This window comes from Paenalcaligenes suwonensis (assembly GCF_011290505.1).
Lineage (GTDB): Bacteria > Pseudomonadota > Gammaproteobacteria > Burkholderiales > Burkholderiaceae_B > Paenalcaligenes > Paenalcaligenes suwonensis.
Genome location: NZ_JAANPV010000010.1, coordinates 127,964 through 149,029, shown reverse-complemented (window position 1 = coordinate 149,029; position 21,066 = coordinate 127,964). Strand labels below are relative to the sequence as shown.

Annotated in this window: 19 protein-coding genes, 1 tRNA gene and 2 pseudogenes; 12 read left to right on the top strand and 10 right to left on the bottom strand. The window is 49.3% G+C overall.

Annotation, left to right across the window (positions count from 1 at the left end):
* Positions 1-200 precede the first annotated feature (200 nt).
* Complete coding sequence (locus tag GY634_RS15005) at positions 201-1,106, bottom strand: LysR family transcriptional regulator (RefSeq protein ID WP_166409530.1); 906 nt, start codon at positions 1,104-1,106, stop codon at positions 201-203.
* 109 nt (positions 1,107-1,215) lie between these two features.
* On the opposite strand from GY634_RS15005, the gene GY634_RS15000 reads away from it, so the two are divergent.
* Positions 1,216-2,082 (top strand): pirin family protein, encoded by an 867-nt coding sequence (locus GY634_RS15000; RefSeq protein ID WP_166409529.1) that lies wholly within the window; start codon positions 1,216-1,218, stop codon positions 2,080-2,082.
* A gap of 47 nt (positions 2,083-2,129) precedes the next feature.
* A pseudogene (locus GY634_RS17275) lies at positions 2,130-2,282 on the top strand (hydrolase); the annotation flags it as partial.
* Between the two features lie 83 nt (positions 2,283-2,365).
* On the opposite strand, the gene GY634_RS14990 reads toward GY634_RS17275, so the two are convergent.
* The 5 genes from GY634_RS14990 to GY634_RS14970 all read right to left on the bottom strand — a co-directional run bounded on the left by GY634_RS14990 (position 2,366) and on the right by GY634_RS14970 (position 6,205).
* A complete protein-coding gene (locus GY634_RS14990; RefSeq protein ID WP_166409528.1) occupies positions 2,366-3,310 on the bottom strand; it encodes a 5'-nucleotidase in 945 nt (314 codons plus the stop codon).
* A gap of 104 nt (positions 3,311-3,414) precedes the next feature.
* Complete coding sequence (locus tag GY634_RS14985) at positions 3,415-3,744, bottom strand: hypothetical protein (RefSeq protein WP_166409527.1); 330 nt, start codon at positions 3,742-3,744, stop codon at positions 3,415-3,417.
* A 61-nt stretch (positions 3,745-3,805) separates the two neighbouring features.
* Positions 3,806-5,191 (bottom strand): SEL1-like repeat protein, encoded by a 1,386-nt coding sequence (locus tag GY634_RS14980; protein ID WP_207625620.1) that lies wholly within the window; start codon positions 5,189-5,191, stop codon positions 3,806-3,808.
* 66 nt (positions 5,192-5,257) lie between these two features.
* The gene (locus GY634_RS14975; protein ID WP_166409526.1) at positions 5,258-5,905 is read right to left on the bottom strand and encodes a tetratricopeptide repeat protein; all 648 of its coding nucleotides are present in this window, start codon (positions 5,903-5,905) and stop codon (positions 5,258-5,260) included.
* A gap of 226 nt (positions 5,906-6,131) precedes the next feature.
* A tRNA-Cys gene (locus GY634_RS14970) sits at positions 6,132-6,205 on the bottom strand.
* Between the two features lie 332 nt (positions 6,206-6,537).
* Here GY634_RS14970 and GY634_RS14965 point away from each other — a divergent pair.
* The 4 genes and pseudogenes from GY634_RS14965 to GY634_RS14950 all read left to right on the top strand — a co-directional run bounded on the left by GY634_RS14965 (position 6,538) and on the right by GY634_RS14950 (position 14,576).
* Positions 6,538-7,247, top strand: a pseudogene (locus GY634_RS14965) (peptidoglycan DD-metalloendopeptidase family protein).
* A gap of 185 nt (positions 7,248-7,432) precedes the next feature.
* Positions 7,433-11,368 carry a trifunctional transcriptional regulator/proline dehydrogenase/L-glutamate gamma-semialdehyde dehydrogenase gene (gene putA, locus GY634_RS14960; protein ID WP_166409525.1) on the top strand — a complete coding sequence of 1,312 codons (3,936 nt, stop codon included), beginning with the start codon at positions 7,433-7,435 and terminating at the stop codon, positions 11,366-11,368.
* 89 nt (positions 11,369-11,457) lie between these two features.
* Entirely contained in the window at positions 11,458-12,951 is a 1,494-nt protein-coding gene (gene putP, locus GY634_RS14955; protein WP_166409524.1) for a sodium/proline symporter PutP, read from the top strand.
* 233 nt (positions 12,952-13,184) lie between these two features.
* The gene (locus tag GY634_RS14950; protein WP_166409523.1) at positions 13,185-14,576 is read left to right on the top strand and encodes an amino acid permease; all 1,392 of its coding nucleotides are present in this window, start codon (positions 13,185-13,187) and stop codon (positions 14,574-14,576) included.
* A 516-nt stretch (positions 14,577-15,092) separates the two neighbouring features.
* Here GY634_RS14950 and GY634_RS14945 read toward each other — a convergent pair.
* Positions 15,093-15,287 (bottom strand): YgaP family membrane protein, encoded by a 195-nt coding sequence (locus GY634_RS14945; RefSeq protein ID WP_166409522.1) that lies wholly within the window; start codon positions 15,285-15,287, stop codon positions 15,093-15,095.
* A gap of 49 nt (positions 15,288-15,336) precedes the next feature.
* Positions 15,337-15,648, bottom strand: a complete 312-nt coding sequence (locus GY634_RS14940; RefSeq protein WP_166409521.1) for an ArsR/SmtB family transcription factor — start codon at positions 15,646-15,648, stop codon at positions 15,337-15,339.
* A gap of 75 nt (positions 15,649-15,723) precedes the next feature.
* Here GY634_RS14940 and GY634_RS14935 point away from each other — a divergent pair, with 75 nt between their 5' ends.
* From GY634_RS14935 to GY634_RS14925, 3 genes are all read left to right on the top strand, one after another.
* The gene (locus GY634_RS14935; RefSeq protein ID WP_166409520.1) at positions 15,724-16,599 is read left to right on the top strand and encodes an MBL fold metallo-hydrolase; all 876 of its coding nucleotides are present in this window, start codon (positions 15,724-15,726) and stop codon (positions 16,597-16,599) included.
* 80 nt (positions 16,600-16,679) lie between these two features.
* The gene (locus tag GY634_RS14930; protein ID WP_166409519.1) at positions 16,680-17,021 is read left to right on the top strand and encodes an ArsR/SmtB family transcription factor; all 342 of its coding nucleotides are present in this window, start codon (positions 16,680-16,682) and stop codon (positions 17,019-17,021) included.
* Positions 17,022-17,072: 51 nt separating this feature from the next.
* The gene (locus GY634_RS14925) at positions 17,073-17,432 is read left to right on the top strand and encodes a carboxymuconolactone decarboxylase family protein (protein ID WP_166409518.1); all 360 of its coding nucleotides are present in this window, start codon (positions 17,073-17,075) and stop codon (positions 17,430-17,432) included.
* Between the two features lie 11 nt (positions 17,433-17,443).
* Here the strand turns inward: GY634_RS14925 and GY634_RS14920 are convergent, their stop codons facing one another.
* Complete coding sequence (locus GY634_RS14920; protein WP_166409517.1) at positions 17,444-17,701, bottom strand: DUF2789 domain-containing protein; 258 nt, start codon at positions 17,699-17,701, stop codon at positions 17,444-17,446.
* 222 nt (positions 17,702-17,923) lie between these two features.
* Between GY634_RS14920 and nhaA the strand changes: the two genes are divergently transcribed.
* The 3 genes from nhaA to hpaI all read left to right on the top strand — a co-directional run bounded on the left by nhaA (position 17,924) and on the right by hpaI (position 20,532).
* Positions 17,924-19,282 (top strand): Na+/H+ antiporter NhaA, encoded by a 1,359-nt coding sequence (gene nhaA, locus GY634_RS14915; RefSeq protein ID WP_166409516.1) that lies wholly within the window; start codon positions 17,924-17,926, stop codon positions 19,280-19,282.
* On the top strand, positions 19,279-19,623 hold the full coding sequence (locus GY634_RS14910; RefSeq protein ID WP_166409515.1) for a thioredoxin family protein: 345 nt from the start codon (positions 19,279-19,281) through the stop codon (positions 19,621-19,623). The genes nhaA and GY634_RS14910 overlap by 4 nt, the downstream gene beginning before the upstream one ends.
* Before the next feature lie 105 nt (positions 19,624-19,728).
* The gene (hpaI, locus tag GY634_RS14905; RefSeq protein ID WP_166409514.1) at positions 19,729-20,532 is read left to right on the top strand and encodes a 4-hydroxy-2-oxoheptanedioate aldolase; all 804 of its coding nucleotides are present in this window, start codon (positions 19,729-19,731) and stop codon (positions 20,530-20,532) included.
* 68 nt (positions 20,533-20,600) lie between these two features.
* Here the strand turns inward: hpaI and azu are convergent, their stop codons facing one another.
* Positions 20,601-21,050: an azurin gene (gene azu / locus GY634_RS14900; RefSeq protein ID WP_166409513.1), complete on the bottom strand. Its 450-nt coding sequence runs from the start codon at positions 21,048-21,050 to the stop codon at positions 20,601-20,603.
* Positions 21,051-21,066: the final 16 nt, after the last annotated feature.

The following is a 21,066-nucleotide window of genomic DNA, read 5'->3' as shown; positions in this document are numbered from 1 at the left end:
ACCAGTTGTTTGGCGTAGCTTAAACTGCGAAAACATAAACTTGCCCATGTTTAGGTGGAGGGAGGTTAACAATGCCTAGCTTCTAAGAGGGTTAAAGAGTGTAAGGATGTCACCCTGTAACAACAAAGTAAATGCTAGGCAAAATTGTTGCCACAGTTGACGCTAAGTGTGCTGTCTAGCGACGCAGCATTGGTTGCCCGTTATTCCTCGTCCATTTCCTCATAGCGTTTAGCAAGGTAATCTAACAGCGCACGAACGGAAGGCAGTAGACCGCGTCGTGACGGAAACAGCGCATGAATAATTTCCGGTTTGGGCTCCCACTCGGGTACCACACGTATCAATGAACCATCCGTTAAATGCTCACGCACCATCAGTAGCGGTAATTGCACTACTCCCACGCCTGCTAGTGCCGAGTTGCGTAAGGCAATCATGTCAGTGGTGACAAAGCGCGGGGTGTGGTGCACGGTAGCGTGTGCGTGGTCAGGGCCGTATAGCGTCCAGCTATGTTCATTTTGTGGGCTGCCAAGGCTGAGGCTGGGCACGCCGTTTAGCTGGGCGGGAACAGCAGGGAACTCGTACTCGGTTAACAGTAGGGGACTAGCGACCAAACACTGCCGCCTATTAGACAGCACGCGCATCACCAAATCGCTGTCTTGCAGTGGTGGTGGTCGTACGCGAATAGCGATATCAATGGCCTCGCTGACTACATCTACGCGTCGGTTTGTCGCGTCTAAGTAAATGCTAATGTGCGGACACTCTTTCATGAAATCCGCCAGCATTTCGCCCACGTGTGCATGTAGAAGGGCGATAGGGCAGCTCATCCGTATGACGCCGCGTGGCTCAGCGCGCGATGCTTCGATGACTTCTTGCGCCGCCTCGGCTTCTACCAACATGGCTTTGCAATGCTCGTAATAGGTACGACCAATCTCGGTCACTGCAAAGCGGCGGGTAGAGCGCTGTAGCAAGCGTACCCCTAGTCTATCTTCTAGTACGGCAACTCGACGGCTGAGCTTTGACTTGGGAATACCTAAGGCACGGCCCGCTGGCGCAAAGCCACCGTTATCCACTACCTGCACAAAGTAATACAGATCATTTAAATCTTGCATGAGCGTTTATCGTTCTATAGATAGGACACTGAGCCTTATTTTAGGGGGCTACTCGACTAAATGGCACAAGAATAAGATAACTCTAACGATACCTCAACAGGAGAGTCACATGAAAAAAATTCTTGGCGTCTACAGCGCACCACGTCCTCACTGGGTGGGTGATGGCTTTCCAGTACGCTCAATGTTCTCGTACCAAACACACGCCAAACAGCTAAGCCCATTTTTACTGTTGGACTACGCGGGTCCCGCTGATTTCACACCAACTCAGCAGCCGCGTGGCGTAGGTCAACACCCCCATCGTGGTTTTGAAACTGTGACCATCGTCTACAAAGGCGAAGTGGCGCACATGGATTCTACTGGTCAAGGTGGTGTGATTGGCCCAGGCGATGTGCAGTGGATGACAGCGGGCACCGGTATTTTGCACGAAGAATTCCATTCCGATGCATTCACTAAAAGTGGTGGTGCACTAGAAATGGTTCAGCTTTGGGTGAACCTGCCTGCTAAAGACAAAATGACACCGCCTAACTATCAGGCCATTGTGGATAACACAATTCCACAGGTGCAGTTGCCCGATGGCGCTGGCGTAGCACGCATTATCGCGGGTGAGCTAGATGGCAAATTAGGCCCTGCTAAAACCTTTACGCCCATGAATGTTTGGGACATGAGGCTAAAACAAGGCAGTTACAGCAACGTGGAGTTGTCTGATGGCTGGACTACTGCATTAGTAGTACTGCACGGCACCATTCAGGTTAATGGTCAAACCATTGCCCGTGAATCACAAATGGTGGTGTTGGATAGAGCAGGACAAACCCTGTCTATTGAGGCCAATAACGATGCCATTGTGTTGCTGCTGAGCGGTGAACCTATTGATGAGCCAGTAGTAGGTTACGGCCCCTTTGTAATGAACAGCTCGCAAGAAATAGAGCAAGCATTGCAAGACTTCAATAGCGGTAATTTTGGACAAATCCCTCATTAACGATGCAACACCCACAGCACCCTTGATCAGAGTGCTGTGTCTCCCTCTCTGAACTGCAAAAAACCTGGAACCGTGACGACGCGCAGCAATGGGCGCACGTCTACACACAGATTTTCCCTGCTTACCAATTGCTTATTGAAAGCTATGTGAAGGCGCAAGAGGTAGTCACGAACCAAGAGGTGCTGGATTCAGCACGCTAAACGGTGGTCAACGTAGTGTAGAAGTAGTTGTTTTTTCATGTTCACCTGATTGGGTTCGCTTAATCAGGTGTTTTTTTGAGTGCTTAGTTAAGCGGTGACTTTTCTTTATTGGCAATACCAAAAGGCACATGTACTGCAGGCAGAATATCTGAGGCAGGCACAAGGTGGGTTTTTTGATCGTCAAAGAAAATATGCGGGTCTATCACCTTTAATGCTCGTTTCTTTTCCACACCACCTAAGAAAAAAGCTTCATTCACAGTAATACCCCAACTGCGCATGGTGTTAATCACCCGTTCTTCGGCAGGCGCATTTCTAGCAGTGACAATAATCAACCTCAGTTTTGGGGTGTACGACGGGTCTACCTCAGAGCGCTGTCGTTCTAACTGTTGAATCTCAGAGAGTTTTTGCAGAAAGGGCAGTAAAGGACCGGGATTTAACGGCACATTAATTTTGCTTTGCTCGTGTACATGAAACTCGTTCAAGTCTTTGTTGGCTTGGAACACTGTTTCGGCCTCGTCGTCGGCTAGCACCCCATCAAAGTCAAAGGCTACTCTAAGCTCATCATCACCCTGGGTGTCTAAATGCGTAGAAGGTAGCACTTGCCCCGCAGGGTAGCCGGCGAGTGTCGCTTGCTGCACATCGGTTTCATTGGCCGATAAAAACAAACAAATAGAAAACGCTGGGATATAGCGATGTGGGTTACCACCCTCTAAAAATACCGCGCGGGTAATGTCGAGGTTGTGATGACGAATAGAATGCATCACCCGCATGCCTGTATCGGGGTCATTTCTCGACAACAGCACCACCTCTACAGGCGGGTCTTCAGGACGCACCTCGTTTAACGACAGCAAGCGCTTAATAAATGGAAACGCCACCCCAGGTGCGAGTGGAATGCTTTGATTCTCGCGTTGATGCTTACGGTAAGGTTCTTCACCTTCCGTGCGGAAAATGCTGTCGGGTTCCGACAGATCAAATAACGCGCTGGAGGCCAGACCTATAACAAGGCGGTGTTCGAGTTCGTATGCCAAACCGGTTTCCTGTGAGTGACAGAGTGGTAGAGGCAGTGTATCTGAAAAAAAAGGCTTAGGTGGTGAGCCTAAGCCTTTTCGATTTAGGCGGAAGGTACGGCCTGTTAATCGTTCTCTGAATATCGTGTGTAGGAATAATTCAGTTTTTTGAGCTTCTTTTCTGCATGTGCGAGTAATTCTTCGTCGAAGTAGCGAATCCATTCGCTTTCTAAGATCAGCGCCTCTAGGGATAGATCCAGTCTGTTGCCCATGTACAGTTCAGATGTGCCGTAGGACAGATCCTCCTTGCGCACCAGCTTCTGTGCAGTAGCCAAACCACCCTCGCTACCCAGCAGGGCAATAAATTGCCTAGGGGTGTACTTCAGCTCTTTCTTCATCTCGTTTGCCTTACCGTGCAGAAACGCGGTAAAGCGGTCTTCTGTGTTTCTATCCATCGTACTTCCAGTCAATAAGTCGCGGGTATTGTACTTGAGCGAAGAAGGGTGGTGGCTAGTGCTAGTCTTTTGGAGCCCTGTCTGCTCCAGACGAATATAGTTTTCTTAAGTTGTCTTGGGCTTTGGTGTTTCCTTGTTCAGCCGCTTTCTCAAACCATTCACGTGCTTTGGCGTAGTCTCTGGGAACGCCATCTCCAGACGCGTATAACGTGCCTAAGTTGTTTTGGGCTACAGCATGTCCCTGTGCAGCCGCTTTCTCAAACCATTCGCGTGCTTTCGCGTAGTCTCTGGTGCCGTCTTCTCCAGATGCATATAACGTGCCTAAGTCGTTTTGGGCTGGAGCATATCCTTGTGCAGCAGCTTTTTCATACCATTCGCGTGCTTTTACGTGGTCTTTGGTAACGCCCGCTCCAACCGCATATAGCTTTCCCATGTTGCTTTGGGCTACAGCATGTCCTTGTACAGCAGCTTTTTCATACCATTCGCGCGCTTTTGCATAGTCTTCTGGAACACCATGCCCAGACGCATAAAAAGCCCCGAGGTTGTTTTGGGCTGTGGCATATCCTTGTGCAGCGGATTTTTCATACCATTCTCGCGCTTTTACAAGGTCTCTGGTAACGCCATCGCCAAACGCATATAAATCTCCTAAGTTGCTTTGCGCTTTAGCAAATCCTTGGGCAGCAGCTTTTTCATACCATTCATGTGCTTTTACGTAATCTTTGGGAATGCCATGTCCAGACGCATATAAATCTCCTAAGTTGCTTTGAGCTGTGGCATGGCCTTGTGCAGCGGCTTTTTCATACCATTCGCGTGCTTTTACATAGTCTTGTGGAACGCCATATCCAGACGCATAAAAAGCTCCTAAGTTGTTTTGGGCTGTGGCATATCCCTGAGCAGCAGCTTTTTCATACCATTCGCGTGCTTTGACGTAGTCTCTGGGAACGCCATCTCCGGACGCATACAAAACTCCTAAGTTGTTTTGGGCGGCAGCATTTCCTTGAGCAGCGGCTTTTTCATACCATTCGCGTGCTTCGATGTAGTCTCTGGTAACGCCTTCTCCAGATGCATATAACGTGCCTAAGTCGTTTTGGGCTGAGGCATATCCTTGTGCAGCGGATTTTTCATACCATTCACGTGCCTTTACGTAGTCTTGCTCGGTGCCACTTCCTGTTGCATAGAGGGTGCCGAGGTTTCCTTGAGCAGCTACATCACCAGATTCTGCTTTGAGCTTGGTGGCGATGAAAACCTCGTCTTGTGTAGTAGGGGTGTTTGCTACAGCAAGCGAATGGATGCCAAGGGCTAGCACCAGAAAAGAAAGACGCTTTAGAAAAATATTTCTCATGGTTTTCTGCTTATTAGGAATACAAGGTTTGATCATCATAATGAATAACTGCAAAGGTGCAGAAAAAAAGCCCCTAGGGGCTTCTGTAAATTCTTGGAGGCGCAAGCCGGAATCGAACTGACCTACACGGATTTGCAGTCTGCTCTAGTGATCGCCATAGTTAATAAAATCTTAGTCTTTTGAAATGCTATGTTCAGAAGCATCTAACTTTTCTAAGATATATTGAGCTCTAACATGTCCTTGCGCAGCTGCTTTTTCGAACCACTCGCGTGCTTTTTCTGGGTCTTTGGGAAATCCATATCCTCCAGATGCATATAAAGATCCTAAGTCGTTTTGGGCGTTAGCATCTCCTTGTGCCGCTGCTTTTTCGAACCATTCGCGTGCTTTTATATAATCCCTGGGAACTCCATCACCATGTGCATATAAAGCACCTAAGTAGCTTTGGGCTTTAGCATCTCCTTGTGCAGCCGCTTTTTCGAACCACTCGTGTGCTTTTATATAATCTTTGGTAACTCTATTTCCAGATGCATATAAAGCACCTAAGTAGCTTTGAGCTATAGCATCTCCTTGTATAGCTGCTTTATTGAACCATGCATGTGCTTGTATGTAGTCTTGCTTAGTACCTATGCCTCTTTCGTATAAAACAGCTAGTTCTCTTTGAGCTATTGAGTCACCAGACTCTGCTTCTCGCTTGATGGCTATGAAAGTCTCTTCTGGGGTTGGCGGGGTGTTGTCTATAAAAAACCAAAACCCCAAGGCCAGCACAATAAAAAAAGTGACAAAGGTTAGTACGGTTTTTTTGTTTTTAATGGCATTCATACTTCAAAAATGTTCTTGAAAATTCTGTTTTAACAAAGTGTTTACGATAGTGTGGGGTGGTTTGGTATGGCTTTGTATACTAATTATCAAGGCAGTATTCTAAGTTAAGAGCAAAAAATATAGGGTTGCAGGATGTGTCAGCAACGTAGGCTGCGTTTCCTTTTTTGCGGAAAAGTACATAAAAAAAACCCCTAGGTCGTTAAACCTAGGGGTTTTCTTAAATTCTTGGAGGCGCAAGCCGGAATCGAACCGACCTACACGGATTTGCAATCCGGTGCATAACCTATCTGCCATTGCGCCATAGCATTTCCTTGCGGAAATTATTTTTGGAGTAATTCGCGATGGTTTCATGCACACATACTAGGTACGATGCAGACCTGAGCGCGTTGCTCCAAAAGAAAAGAACTATAGCGTGTATAGGACAGTTTGGCAAGGTCTGCGACGCGATTGTTGGCCTTTTGTATGCGCGACAATGTGTGGATGACGGCTATTGTTAGGTTCAGTCAAAGTTACGAACAGGGTTTTAGACTGGCTGTAATTCTTGCTATGCTACTGTTTGCGCAGTGTGAAGACTGTTTTTACTTTGGTGTGAGCCTGATACCGTGTCTCTGTTATCGCTTTATTCCCGTTTGATGTCTGGTCGTACTTCTGTTTTACGCTGGGTGCTGTGTGGCACCGTGGCGTTGACGTTGACGGCGTGCGGAAGTACTAGCGGCACGAAGGATGGCTACTATGTGGTGCAGCGTGGCGATACCTTAAGTAAGGTGGCGCGCCAGCATAATCAAAGTTTGTCGTCATTGATGCGCATGAACAATATTTCTAACCCTAACCGTATTACGGTAGGGCAGCGGTTGCGTGTGCAGGGCGGTTCGGCTGCGCCAGCTACGGCGGCATCTGGTGGTGCAACCGGTAGTGCAGGCAGTAGCACGGCGCTGCCGCCTCGTAATGCGTCCAGCGCGTCGGTGGCAGCTCCGCGTAATATCAGCTTGATTTGGCCTGCGGCAGGTACCTCTAAGCGTGGTGTGTCGGCGGCGCATTCGCAGGGTGTTTATATCTCTAATAGTGCGGGTACGCCTGTGAAGGCGGCTGCGGCGGGTAAGGGATTTACTCTGGTGATGGCTTACGCGGATACGGCAATTTGCTGATTATTAACCATGCCAACAATTTCTTAACGGTATATGCCCATAATCGCCGCTTGCTGGTGTCTGAAGGCCAAACGGTGTCTCAAGGTCAAACCATTGCCGAGATGGGGAATACCGGTACGTCGCAGGTGCAACTGTATTTTGAGTTGCGCTATAACGGCAAACCTGTAGATGCTCAGCGTTATCTTCCTAAAAAGTAATGATGTAAAAAAGCCCGGTTTAGCCGGGCTTTTTTGTAAGTGTACGAAACGGTTGTTCTTGTGATCTAGGGTAATTACCTATACGTTTTGGGAAGGGTTGCACCTAGAATCCGCATATCTATCATTAAGGTTGCACCTTTTATAATTCAAAGGTTGCAACTTCTCTGTCTGTAAGTGAGAGGGTTATGAGTGCAACAACACTAGGGGTGAAAGTAGACGCCGAGCTACGTGGGCGTATACGCGAGGCGGCTGAACGCATTGGTAGAACGCAGCATTGGTTCATCAAGCAAGCCATCTTTTCGTTTCTGGAAGAAATAGAGGCAGGCCGTTTGCCGCCGTCTTTGGCCTATCTTACCCAGACAGAGGGTGAAAAAGGTGTAGACCTAGAACAAGCAGGATTAAGTGTAGGCGATAACGAGCCTACACAGCCATTTTTAGAGTTTGCGCAGTCTATTGCGCCGCAATCGGTATTGCGTGCGGCGATTACTAGCGCTTACCGTCGTGCTGAAGAAGACTGTTTGCCCGGCTTAATCAGCCAAGCACGCAGTAAAGATCAAGCCAAGGTACGTGAGTTGGCCCGTAAGTTGGTGAGTGCGCTGCGCGCTAAAGGCCAAGGTAGCGGTGTAGACAGCTTGATTCATGAGTTCTCGTTGTCCAGCCAAGAGGGTGTGGCCTTGATGTGTTTGGCGGAAGCGCTGCTGCGTATTCCAGACCGTGCGACACGTGATGCTCTGATTCGCGACAAAGTCAGTAAAGGCGAATGGCAGTCTCACTTAAGCTCGGGTTCTATGTTTGTGAATGCCGCGACCTGGGGCTTGATGCTTACCGGTAAGCTGGTCAGCACCAGCAGCGAAAAAGGCTTGAGTTCAGCCATTGGTCGCTTGATTAGCAAAGGTGGTGAGCCATTGATCCGCAAAGGTGTGGACATGGCTATGCGTTTGATGGGCGAGCACTTTGTGTGCGGCGAAACCATCTCTGACGCGCTTGCTAACGGCAAAAAATGGGAAAACAAAGGCTTTAGCTATTCCTACGATATGTTGGGTGAAGCAGCGATGACGGAAGAAGATGCAGCACGCTACTACGCATCTTACGAGCAAGCTATTCATGCCATTGGTAAAGCGTCTAACGGTAAAGGCATTTACCAAGGTCCCGGTATTTCTATTAAGTTGTCGGCCTTGCACTCCCGTTACTCACGCGCTCAATACGACCGTGTGATGCAAGAGTTGTTGCCACGCGTTAAAGCGCTGACGCTTTTGGCTCGCCAGTACGATATTGGCCTGAACATTGACGCTGAAGAGGCTGACCGCCTAGAAATTTCGTTGGATCTGTTGGAAGCACTGTGCCAAGACCCCGATTTGGCGGGCTGGAACGGTATTGGCTTTGTGATTCAGGGCTATCAAAAACGCGCGCCTTACGTCATTGATTTCGTCATTGATTTGGGTAGACGTACTAACCACCGTTTGATGGTGCGTCTGGTTAAAGGTGCGTACTGGGATACCGAAGTAAAACGTGCGCAGGTAGATGGCTTGGAAGGCTACCCTGTTTACACACGTAAAATTTACACAGACATCGCCTACTTGGCATGTGCTAAAAAACTGTTGAGTGCACCTGATGCGATCTTCCCGCAGTTTGCTACGCACAACGCCCTGACATTGGCAGCCATTTATGAAATGGCGGGTTCTAGCTACTACTTGGGTCAGTACGAATTCCAGTGCTTGCACGGTATGGGCGAGCCACTGTACGAAGAAGTGGTAGGTCCTATTAGCCAAGGTAAGTTGGCGCGTCCTTGCCGTATTTACGCCCCCGTAGGTACGCACGAAACACTGTTGGCTTACTTGGTACGTCGCTTGTTGGAGAACGGTGCGAACTCATCCTTTGTGAACCGAATTGCTGACGAGAACGTGTCTATTGATGAGTTGATCCGTGATCCTATTGATGAGGCTGAAGCGATTAGCCCTGTAGGTGCGCCTCACCCCATGATTCCGTTGCCTGCAGAGCTGTTCAAAGCGCAGGGCGAGAACCGTCAAAACTCCCAAGGTTTGGACTTGTCTAACGAACACCGTTTGGCCTCCTTGTCTGCAGCTTTGTTAGCCAGCACTACACACAACTGGCATGCGGCTCCTGCCACCTTGGCTGCTGTGGATGAGTCTCGCGAACAAGCGGTGCTGAACCCAGCGGATCACCGTGATGTAGTGGGTAAAGTAATTTTCAGTTCGTCGGCAGAAGTGGATTCCGCTTTGGCACGTTCCGTAGGTGCTGCACCTATTTGGCAGTCCACAACGGAACAAGAGCGTGCTCGCTGCTTGCTGCGCGCGGCCGATTTGTTGGAAGCCCAGCAAACCACCATGATTGGTTTGATTGTGCGTGAAGCCGGTAAAACCTTTGCGAACGCTGTAGCTGAAATTCGTGAAGCGGTGGACTTCTTGCGTTACTACGCGAACCGTATTGAACAGCACTTCTCTAACGACAGCCACCGCCCATTGGGTCCTGTGGTGTGTATTAGCCCATGGAACTTCCCACTGGCGATCTTCTTGGGTCAGGTGTCGGCAGCATTGGCTGCGGGTAACACTGTATTGGCGAAACCGGCAGAGCAAACGGGTTTGATCGCGGCACAAGGTATTAAATTGCTGCACGAAGCGGGCATACCGCACGACGTAGTGCAGTTATTGCCAGGTGAAGGTGATGTGGGTGCCATGTTGGTGGGTGATGATCGCGTACAAGGCGTGATGTTCACCGGTTCTACCGAAGTGGCTAAACGTATTGCCGCAACCTTGGCGCAACGCGTCAATATGAATGGTCAGCCTATTCCGTTGATCGCTGAAACCGGTGGTCAGAATGCGTTGATCGTGGATTCTTCTGCTTTGCCAGAACAGGTGATTGCCGATGTATTGAACTCGGCCTTTGACTCGGCTGGTCAGCGTTGTTCAGCATTGCGTATCTTGTGTGTACAAGAAGATGTGGCCGATACCGTGGTGACCATGTTGCGTGGTGCGATGCGTGAGTTGCGTGTGGGTAACCCAGACGTACTGTATGCCGACGTAGGCCCTGTGATTGATGCAGAGGCTCAAGGCAATATCCGTAGTCACATCGACACAATGCGTAGCCGTGGTTTTGATGTAGAGCAGTTGCCACTTGGCGATGCGTGCCAGCACGGTACCTTCGTACCACCTACGATTATCCGCATTAACAGCATTGCTGATGTAGAGCGTGAAGTGTTTGGTCCAGTGCTGCATGTGCTGACGTACAAACGCGCTGAACAAGATGCCTTGCTGAAAGCCATTAATGATACCGGTTACGGCCTGACCTTTGGTGTGCACTCTCGTATTGATGAAACCATCAATCGTTTGATAGACCAAGTACACGCCGGCAACGTCTACGTGAACCGCAATATTGTGGGCGCAGTAGTGGGTGTGCAGCCATTTGGTGGTGAAGGCTTGTCGGGTACAGGCCCTAAAGCAGGTGGTCCTATTTACATGAACCGCTTGCTAAGCCAACGCCCAGATCATCTGGTATTGGGTGGTAAAGCACAGAAAGCAGCAGCGAACGAAGCCTTGGATAGCTTGCAGCAGTGGGCTGACTCGCACGGCGACAAAGATTTGAGCCAAAGTTTGAAAAAACTGGCCGATGTGTCGTTGTTCAACACACGCGTAGAGTTGCCTGGCCCTACAGGCGAAGCCAACACCTACAGCCTAAAAGGCCGTGGGGCAGTGGTGTGCGTGCCTGCAACCAAACATGGTTTAGTGCTGCAAGTAGCGACTAGCTTGGCAAGTGGCAACGAAGCCGTGATTGTGCGTGAGGGTGTGGCAGCCGAGGTGGTAGAACCTGTGCTTACACAGTTGCCTGAAGCCGCACGTAAACGCGTGGTGGTGGTTGATTCCCTAAAAGAAGCAATGTCGCGTCGTATTGGTGGCGTGATATTTGAAGGGGATTGTGATGCGTTGAAATCGCTATCGCAGTTCTTGGCAGAACAGGACGGTCCGGTGCTACAAGCGCAGGGTCGTACCAGTACCGAGTTGGCTAATGGTCAGCTCTATAGGATGGAACTGCTGGTAGCAGAGCGTTCCCTCAGCGTAAATACAGCAGCTGCAGGGGGTAATGCCACACTGATGGCAGTAGTTTAATTTTTACTACAACAAGCGATATGCACGGGTAGCAATGTGCAGAGACAAGGGGTGTTTCACCCCTTGTTTGCCTCAAAAGGGAGAATGCTATGCAAATAGCCAATATGCAGATTACGACGATGTTCGTAATCTATATCGTAGGGATGCTGTTGATCGGATGGCTGGGCTACAGGGCTACAAACGATCTGTCCGACTACATTCTGGGCGGACGCCGACTGGGGCCTTTCGTGGTGGCACTTGCCGCTGGGGCGTCAGACATGAGCGGCTGGTTGCTGATGGGCTTACCAGGCGCTGTTTATGACAACGGGATCTCTGCATCCTGGATTGCCATAGGCTTAACCTTAGGTGCCTATTTAAACTGGCGCTTTGTGGCCGCACGTTTACGTGTGTACACCGAAAAATCCGGTAATGCGCTGACATTGCCCGACTTTTTCTCTAACCGTTTTGAAGACAGTTCCAACGTGCTGCGCATTGTGTCAGCCGTAGTGATTCTGGTGTTCTTCACGCTGTACTGCGCGTCAGGCGTAGTTGCTGGTGCTAGATTGTTTGAAAGCATGTTCGGCATGTCTTACACCACTGCTATGTTCGTAGGCGCATTCTGCACCATTGCCTATGTGTTTATTGGTGGTTTCTTGGCAGTAAGCTGGACAGACACTATTCAGGCTTCATTGATGTTTACGGCGCTAGTGTTGACCCCATTGGTGGTGATTATGGGCGCTGGCGGCTTTGCGGACGCGAATGCAGCTGTAATTGCTATTAATCCTATGCATGCTGACTTGTGGCAGGGTGCGTCTTTTGTGGGCGTGATCTCCTTGTTGGCATGGGGCTTAGGCTATTTTGGCCAGCCACATATTCTGGTGCGCTTCATGGCAGCAGAATCGGTAAAAACTATTCCTAATGCGCGTCGTATTGGTATGACATGGATGATTCTGTGTTTGGCTGGTGCGGTAGCGGTAGGTTACTTCGGTATTGCGTACTTCTCGGCCAATCCTGGTCAAGCTGCTGGTGTGAACGAGAACTCCGAACGTGTGTTTATCGAGTTGTCCATGCTGCTGTTTAACCCATGGATAGCCGGTATCTTGCTTGCTGCTATTTTGGCGGCGGTGATGAGTACCTTGTCTGCACAGTTGCTGGTGTGCTCAAGCTCGTTGACACAGGATATCTACAAAACCTTTATCAAGCGCGATGCCACCGATGCACAGTTGGTGTGGTTTGGCCGTGCCATGGTGCTGTTGGTAGCGATTGTGGCCATTATCTTGGCATGGAATCCAAATAGCCGTGTGCTGTCTATGGTGAGCTACGCTTGGGCAGGTTTTGGTGCCGCGTTTGGTCCAGTGATCTTGTTGTCCCTGTTGTGGCGCAGAATGACGCGCAATGGTGCGCTGGCCGGTATGGTTGTGGGTGCTGTGGTGGTGCTGATCTGGAATCAGTACGCCTGGCTGGGTCTGTACGAAATCATTCCAGGCTTCATTCTGGGCACCTTGGCCATTATTGTGGTGAGCTTGATGGGCAAAGAGCCGCCTAAAAACGTTACCGAGGTATTCGATACTGTTAAAGGTGACTTGAGCCAAGTTAGCCACTAATGGGTTAATGCGCTCTTAAAGAAAACGGGGTTTAAGCCCCGTTTTCTTGTTTTAGATCAGAGTTTTTTGCGTAAATAAATCCTATTTTTAGCGCGTATGGCGTTATAGTTTGTCATCAAAAATAATTATTACTCATTCATTAATCTGCATAGGAGGGCAAATACATTTCATGACTAACAGGTCAAACACTTAATGGGCTATTAAGAGTTAATCCGTTTTATAGGGCGGTACAAATGAGTTGCGCAGAAGAAAATAAGTTAAAGGGCGGGCTAAAGTCTCGTCACTTGACCATGCTATCTATAGCAGGAGTCATTGGTGGAGCATTATTTGTAGGTTCTGGGAAGGTGATTGCGAACGCCGGTCCAGCAGCTATATTGGCGTATATGGGCGGTGGAGCGCTCGTTATATTGGTAATGCGTATGTTGGGCGAGATGGCCGTTGCCCAACCTGATACAGGTTCATTTTCTACTTATGCCGACCGAGCAATTGGTCATTGGGCTGGGTTTACGATTGGCTGGCTGTATTGGAGTTTCTGGTCACTGTTGATGGGGTGGGAGGCTTATGTGGCCGGTGCAATTTTGCACGGTTGGTTCCCGATGATACCTATCTGGGGTTACATGCTGATTGTTACTGCCGCATTGATGGTGGTGAACTTCATGAACGTGAAAAATTATGGCGAGTTTGAGTTTTGGTTCGCCTTAATTAAAGTGGTTGCCATTGTGCTGTTTATTATCATTGGCTCACTGGCAATCGTGCATTTATGGCCTTCGGGCACGACCAGCGGCTGGTCTAACCTGACCTCGCAAGGCTTTATGCCTAATGGTTTTGGTGCCGTGGTGGTGGCGTTGTTGGGGGCGATGTTTGCGTTCATTGGTGCGGAAATCGTCACTATTGCGGCTGCAGAGTCCGAGAACCCCAGCAAAGCCATTGTACAAACTACACGTTCAGTAGCTTGGCGTATTTCGCTGTTCTACGTGGGTTCTATCTTTATCGTGGTGTGCTTGATCCCGTACAACAGCCCAGGGTTAAGTTTGTCCACAGAAGGTACTTACGCGGTGACGTTAAATGCATTGGGTATTCCCCACGCCAGCGAGATCGTGAACTTTGTGGTGCTGACATCGGTGTGCAGTTGCTTTAACTCGGCGTTGTATACCTCGTCACGTATGCTGTATTCCTTATCACGACGTGGTGATGCACCTAAGTCCTTCCAGAAAGTGGGTCGCGGCACTGGTACGCCTTATGTGGGTGTGGTGGCGTCTAGTTTGTTTGCGCTGGTGGCCGTGTATTTAACCGCGACTGAAACGATGGATATTTACGATGTGCTGATGCAAGCCACTGGTACGATTGCGCTGTATGTGTACCTGTGTATTGCGTTCTCGCAGTTGCGTATGCGTCGTAAGTTGATCAAGGAAAAACGTGAACTGACCTTTAAAATGTGGTTGTTCCCGTGGTTAACGTATGCGGTGATTTTCACAATTATCAGTGCGTTGGTGGTGATGGTGATCGAGGGTACATACCGTACCGAGGTGCTGTATACCACTGGGTTAGCGTTGGTGATTGTGGTGCTGGGCGTTATTGTGGATCGCCGTCAGGCGGCTACTATGCCTGTGGTCGCAGCAGAGTAACGTTGGTCTGTTTATTCGCAAAGAGAACCGCTCGTTTTTACGGGCGGTTTTTTTGTTTGTGGCGTGTGTATGTGTGCTGATGAGATGCCGGATTCATCGCACATGCTGGGGGACTGCGGAACAACTTTTTTTGATTTGAGACACCAAATCAAAAAAGTTTTCCTCCGCCTCCCCTGAGGTATTGCCATTGTTGGGTTTACAGCCCTTTCTTGAGTGGCTGTGTGCTTCGCTACAGAAGTACGCACACCTACAGAAATCATCTGTCTAAAAACCTCTGCAAGCGACGAGCAAAAGGCGGATGGAAGTGTTTTTTTATTTGGTGTCTCAAATAAAAAAATACTTTCGCAGCCTTAGGCTAATGCAGTCCAGTCGTGAGTAAGTGGGCTTGGAATCCGGCAGTCAACTGTTAGCCTGGTTCTAGATTCATTACGCCTCGTTATCACATAAAAAATAAGCCACTTCTCAGGGCATAGAGAAGCGGCTTACGTTTTCGTTAGCAGTTAGCTGCGAATCCTTTTACTTACGACAAGTCCCGCAGGTATTAACCCCCAAGATTGAGTACAACGGGCACACGCGAAATAAGCCGCTTAGCAACGGGATAATCCCCAGCCATCCCCACCAGCCTACTGTGCCGCTGCTAGCCAAAATCACCAGTACTAGCCCTACGATTACACGCAAAATTCTATCTATACCGCCTACATTGGTTTTCATATGGTTTCTCCGCTAAAGCGAGTGAACTGCATGGGTTGGTCCGTGGGTGTTACGGACAGAAAATGGTTTTTAAGGTGCTGATTAACTGTTCTATTTTCGGGTCAGCTATACGGTAATACAGGGTTTGAGCTTCGCGCCTGTAGGTGATGAGGTTCTCGTCGCGCATTTTTGCTAGGTGCTGCGATAGGGCAGACTGGCTAAGGCTGACATAGTGGTTTAGCGCGCCTACTGTCATCTCTTTGTGTTCTATTAGCAGGCACAGAATGAGCAAGCGATGTTCGTTGCCTAAGGTGCGCAGCATGGCAGCGGCTTGGTTCGCGCCATTTTGTAAGAAGCTAATGTAATCGTGTGGGGCTGTCATCTTCTGGGTCTTGTATTTTAGATATTTCTAATTTAGCATATTCTAAATTAATGAATCTAGCAAAGGAAAAATGCCATGCGTAGCGATGCGGTTCATATTCAGGCTTTTTTTGACGAACCTACCTACACCGTGAGTTATCTGGTGTCTGACCCTGTTAGTCGCCAAGCAGCGATTATTGATCCGGTCTTGGATTACGACCACCGCAGTGGCGAGGTGGCAACGCGTTCTGCCGCGCATCTTTTGCAGTCTGCAACGGAGCAAGGGCTAGAGGTGGTCTGGATTCTGGAAACACATGCTCACGCCGATCACTTGAGTGCAGCGCCTTTTTTGAAGCAGGCTACAGGCGCTCAGATTGCTATTGGGGAAAACATTTGCACGGTGCAAACGATTTTCAGCGCTGTGTTTAATGTGCATGATGTGTCTGGTAAAGGGGTGGAGTTTGATCGTTTGCTGCAAGATGGTGATGTGCTTAGGCTAGGTGAGGCGACTATAGAGGTGATGCATACGCCAGGTCATACGCCTGCATGTGTGGCCTACAAGATTGCCGATGCGGTGTTTGTGGGCGATACCTTGTTTATGCCTGATTACGGTACCGCACGTGCCGATTTTCCCGGTGGTAGTGCGGCACAGTTATACCGCTCTATACGCAAGATTTTGTCACTGCCACCACAGACGCGTTTGTTCATGTGCCACGATTACAAGGCACCAGGGCGTGATGTGTTTGCATGGGAAACTACAGTGGCAGAGCAGCGCGCAAATAACATACACATACACGATGGGGTAGATGAAGCAGCCTATGTAAGCTTGCGCGAATCGCGTGATGCTACGTTGTCGGCACCTGTGTTGCTGCTGCCGTCTGTGCAAGTGAATATACGAGCAGGGCAGTTACCCACACCCGAAGATAACGGTGTGTCGTATTTGAAAATTCCGGTGAAATGGAGCGCGTCCTAACCGTGTTCTGGTGGTGAGTAGTCGGTTTTTTTAATCTAACAATATATAATTACATATATTGTTAGCATGTAAATTGAATTATGACTACTGCCACTATCACTTTGTCACCTGAAAAAATGCGAGAGCACGCAGGTAAGGCGTGTGCGTTGTTAAAAGCCTTAGGCAATGAAGACCGCTTGATGTTGCTGTGTCAAATGGCTTTTGAACCCTTAAATGTAGGGCAGCTGGAAACGCGTACGGGCATACATCAACCTACGTTATCGCAGCAATTGGCGGTGTTGCGCCAAGAGGGAATAGTAGCGACTGAGAAAATAGGTAAGTACGTGTATTACCGATTGGTGGATCCCAGCACTATGAGGCTAATGCAAACCTTGTGGGACATTTATTGCGCTCCAAGCGAGGCCAAAGAGCAGGTTAATTAAACGGCGTGTCAGTCAGAATGACCGCCATATTCGTAATAGGAAAGTAGAAACATGACGGTAGAGTTCAAAAAACTGACGCAAGATATTTCAAGTAATCTCAGCGAGTTGGGCAAGAATATCCCGCAGGTGATGAAAGAGTTTAATGCCTTAAATCGGGCCGGTAGTGCCGAAGGCGTGTTGGATGCCAAAACCAAAGAGCTGATTGCGTTGGCGATTGGTGTGGCAGTGCGTTGCGACGGCTGTATAGGGTTTCACAGCAAAGCGTTGGTGAAACTAGGAGCATCCGAGGCCGAAGTGCACGAGGCTTTGGGCGTAGCGGTGTATATGGGCGGTGGGCCGTCGATGATGTATGCCGCCAATGCGGTGGCAGCATACAAAGAATTTAGTGCGACGGAAACAGCTACAGCCTAAGCAATAGTCGCTTAGAAGCCTGTGATTTTTTTGACGGCGTCTTCGTGTAAGGACTCATTTAACTGGTCCACGATAATTGCCCAAGCGCCGTCACTTTTCAGTTGTTCTGCCAGAAATTGGCGTTGGCCTTCGTCCCAATAAGGGGCATCAGCAATGTAGGTATCGGCGGGTAATTGGTGGCTGATAATGAAGTCGGCAATGCCTTGTTCGCTGGCATCTAGCCCTAATTGCAGAAACAAATTGGTCATGCGGGGCGTAGTGGAAGTCATGGTCAGCTCCAAAGGAATACGTGAAATAAATAGTCTACCGTTGATCACTGATTAGTAGCTATTTCTTCGCGATTTCCTGATATAAAACAGAAAAATAGTGGTAAACCCTAATTCTTGAAATGAGAAGACGCGTTAAAATTTTAAGCTGGGTGTCAGCTGCAATCCGGCAGTGAGACAGGTTCACAAGCGTTGGTCGGGCCGCCACGCAAAGTATCAAAGACAATGAACCAAACACCCGTCCTGCCTAAAGCTCAGGTACTGACCGAGCGCGCGTTTTCTACAGTAAGCCGTTTCCTCCACATTGAAGCCGTTAGTGGCATGGTGCTGTTACTAGCAGCCGCCGTGGCATTGATTTGGGCAAATTCGCCTTGGGCGGATAGCTATCATGCCTTGTGGCACACCTCATTTTCCATTGGCTTAGGCGATCAGGTTTTTGATAGGCCTCTGCACTTCTGGATTAACGATGCCTTAATGACCTTGTTCTTCTTGGTTGTGGGTATGGAAATACGCCGTGAAATGCACGAAGGTGCGTTAAGCGATATACGCCAAGCGATGATGCCTATTGCGGCAGCTTTTGGTGGTGTGGCTGCTCCGGCATTAATCTACGTGGCGTTTAATAGCCAGTCTCCGCAAAGCCATGGTTGGGCTGTGCCTACCGCCACCGATATCGCGTTTGCTGTAGGTGTGCTGGCGCTATTGGGCCGTTCTATACCGTCTAATATTCGTGTGTTTTTGCTGGCTTTAGCCATCATTGACGACATTGTTGCTGTGTTGATCATCGCCTTCTTCTATTCGGGTGGTTTGGATTACAGTGGCTTTGTCGTGGTCGCTCTGGGCATTGTGCTGGTCTTGGGTTTACAGCACATAGGCATAGGGTCGGCCTACGCGTATGTGATTCCTGGCTTAATTATTTGGGGTGGGGTGTTGATGACAGGTGCGCACCCAACGCTAGCGGGTGTGGTGCTAGGGTTGATGACGCCTGTGCTGCCTAGCCGCCGACTTGAACGCCCCATGAAAACGCTAGAGCGTGTGGTGCAAGATTTGCGTCAACGTAATGACCGTAATGAAACGGTAGAGCCCGAAGATTTGGCCCATGCCTTAAGCGATGTGCGCCGTGCCCAACGCGATATGTTGGCTCCCGTAACCCGTGTACAAATGGCGCTGCATACGTGGGTAGCCTTTGGGGTGATGCCGTTGTTTGCGTTGGCTAACGCCGGTGTGAGCTTTGACGGTATAGAGTTAAGCCAAGACGGTGCAAGCTGGGTCATGATAGGTGTGATGGCGGCACTGGTACTGGGTAAACCTATTGGGATTATCGGTGTGAGTTGGCTGATGGTGCAGTTGAAACTGTGCAAACTTCCCGAAGGTGTGACATGGTCTGGCATTGCGCTAATAGGGTTGCTAGCCGGTATTGGCTTCACTATGTCTATCTTTATTGCCATGCTGGCCTTTGTGGACGAAAGCTTGTTAGGCGCTGCCAAGTTAGGGGTGCTAATGGGTTCGCTAGTTGCTGCACTATTGGGCTTAAGTGTGGGGGCAATGTTGGTGCGTAGTTATAAACGCAAAGCGGCGCTTGCATGAACACAGAATCCTACGGTCAGGGTTTACATGCCCTGACCTTAGATAATTTTTCACACACCATCGTTGCTGTAGAGCAAGCGGTGGTGTATTTTTTTGCACCGTGGTGTCAGCCCTGCCATCAGGTAAAGCCTGTGATTCAGCAGTTTGCTGCCCGTCATCCCGAGCTTGCTTATTACGCTGAGGTGGATGTGTCGGCGGCATCGTCTATTAGCCAGCGCTATGGCATACGCTCTGTGCCAGTGATTGCCCTCTTTAGATGGGGTGAGCTAATAGCGCAATTACCCGGCCATGCAGCCATAGCCCCTGAGTTAGAACAACTGTTGATGTCATCACACGACTAGCTGTGGTTTTTAGTCGTTAGTGGACGCAACATTGCACTGTGCAGGCGATATGCATAGTGAAATATGCTACCGTAGATTACTAGTTTTTCTTTCTAAGGTTGAAGCATGAATCTTCCCGTCAATACGTTTAAGCAGCGTCTTCATACTAAACAGCAAGTGGGCGTATGGGTAGGTTTGCCCAGTGCTACCGCCGCCGAGATTGCGGCAACGGCAGGCTTTGATTGGTTGGTGTTAGATGGTGAGCACGCGCCTAACGATGTGCCTTCGTTGCTGTCGTTATTGCAGGCGGTTGCCCCCTACAATTCCCACCCCGTGATTCGTCCACCAGTGGGCGATGTGGCCGTAATTAAGCAAATGCTGGATATAGGCGTGCAAACCTTATTAGTGCCTATGGTAGATACCCCAGAGCAAGCAACGTTGATGGCGCAAGCTATGCGTTACCCACCACAAGGTATACGTGGGGTAGGGGCGGCGCTGGCGCGTGCATCACGTTGGAATGCCATTGAAAACTATGCCGAAGTGGCAAACGATCAAATGTGTTTGCTGGTACAGGTAGAAAGTGTAGAAGGCTTAAATAACATCGAGGCGATTGCAGCGGTAGAAGGTGTAGACGGGATTTTTATTGGCCCAGCAGATTTGTCGGCATCCATGGGGCATTTAGGAAACCCAGGGCATCCTGATGTGCAAGCAGCCATTGATACGGCGATTGCGCGTATTCAGCGTGCAGGGAAAGCGGCAGGCATTTTGTCGGTAAGCGAAGAGTATGCCCAATACTATTTAGATTTAGGCTGTGAATTTGTTGCCGTAGGTCTAGATACGTCGGTATTAGCGTCTGGCTTACGCAGTATGGCCGCTCGCTATATGGGTGGTGCGCCAGAAACTAAAGCGGCATCTGGCCCAGGGTATTAATATACCTAGAGCACAGACACAAAAAAGCGCCGCAATTGCGGCGCTTTTGGCATGCAAGAAACTAGGGATTATTCGCCCAGTTTCAGTGTGCCTTTCATCATAGCCCAGTGGCCAGGGAAAGAGCAGAAGAATGTGTAGTCTTCGCCAGCAGCCAGTTTAGCTACGTCAAAGGTTACGGATGTAGTCTCACCGCCACCCACTACGTCTGTGTGAGCGATAACGCGTTCGTCACCCGCTTTAACGTAGTTGTTGTCGATACCTGCTGACATGCCTTCAGTGGCTGTCGCTTGGAAATCGGCTGTTTTTGTCAGTACCCAGTTGTGGCCCATTGCCGCTTTAGGCATAGAACCAACGTGCTTCAGGTTTACAGTGAACTCGGTGCAGGCTTTATCTACAACGATTTCCTGCATGTTGAACTGCATGGCATCATTGCCTTCAATAGTGATGTCACATTGAGCAGCGTAAACAGGCAAACTAGCAGCAGTCAACAACGCTGCAGCAATATATTTGATAGACATAAGTCACAATCTCCAT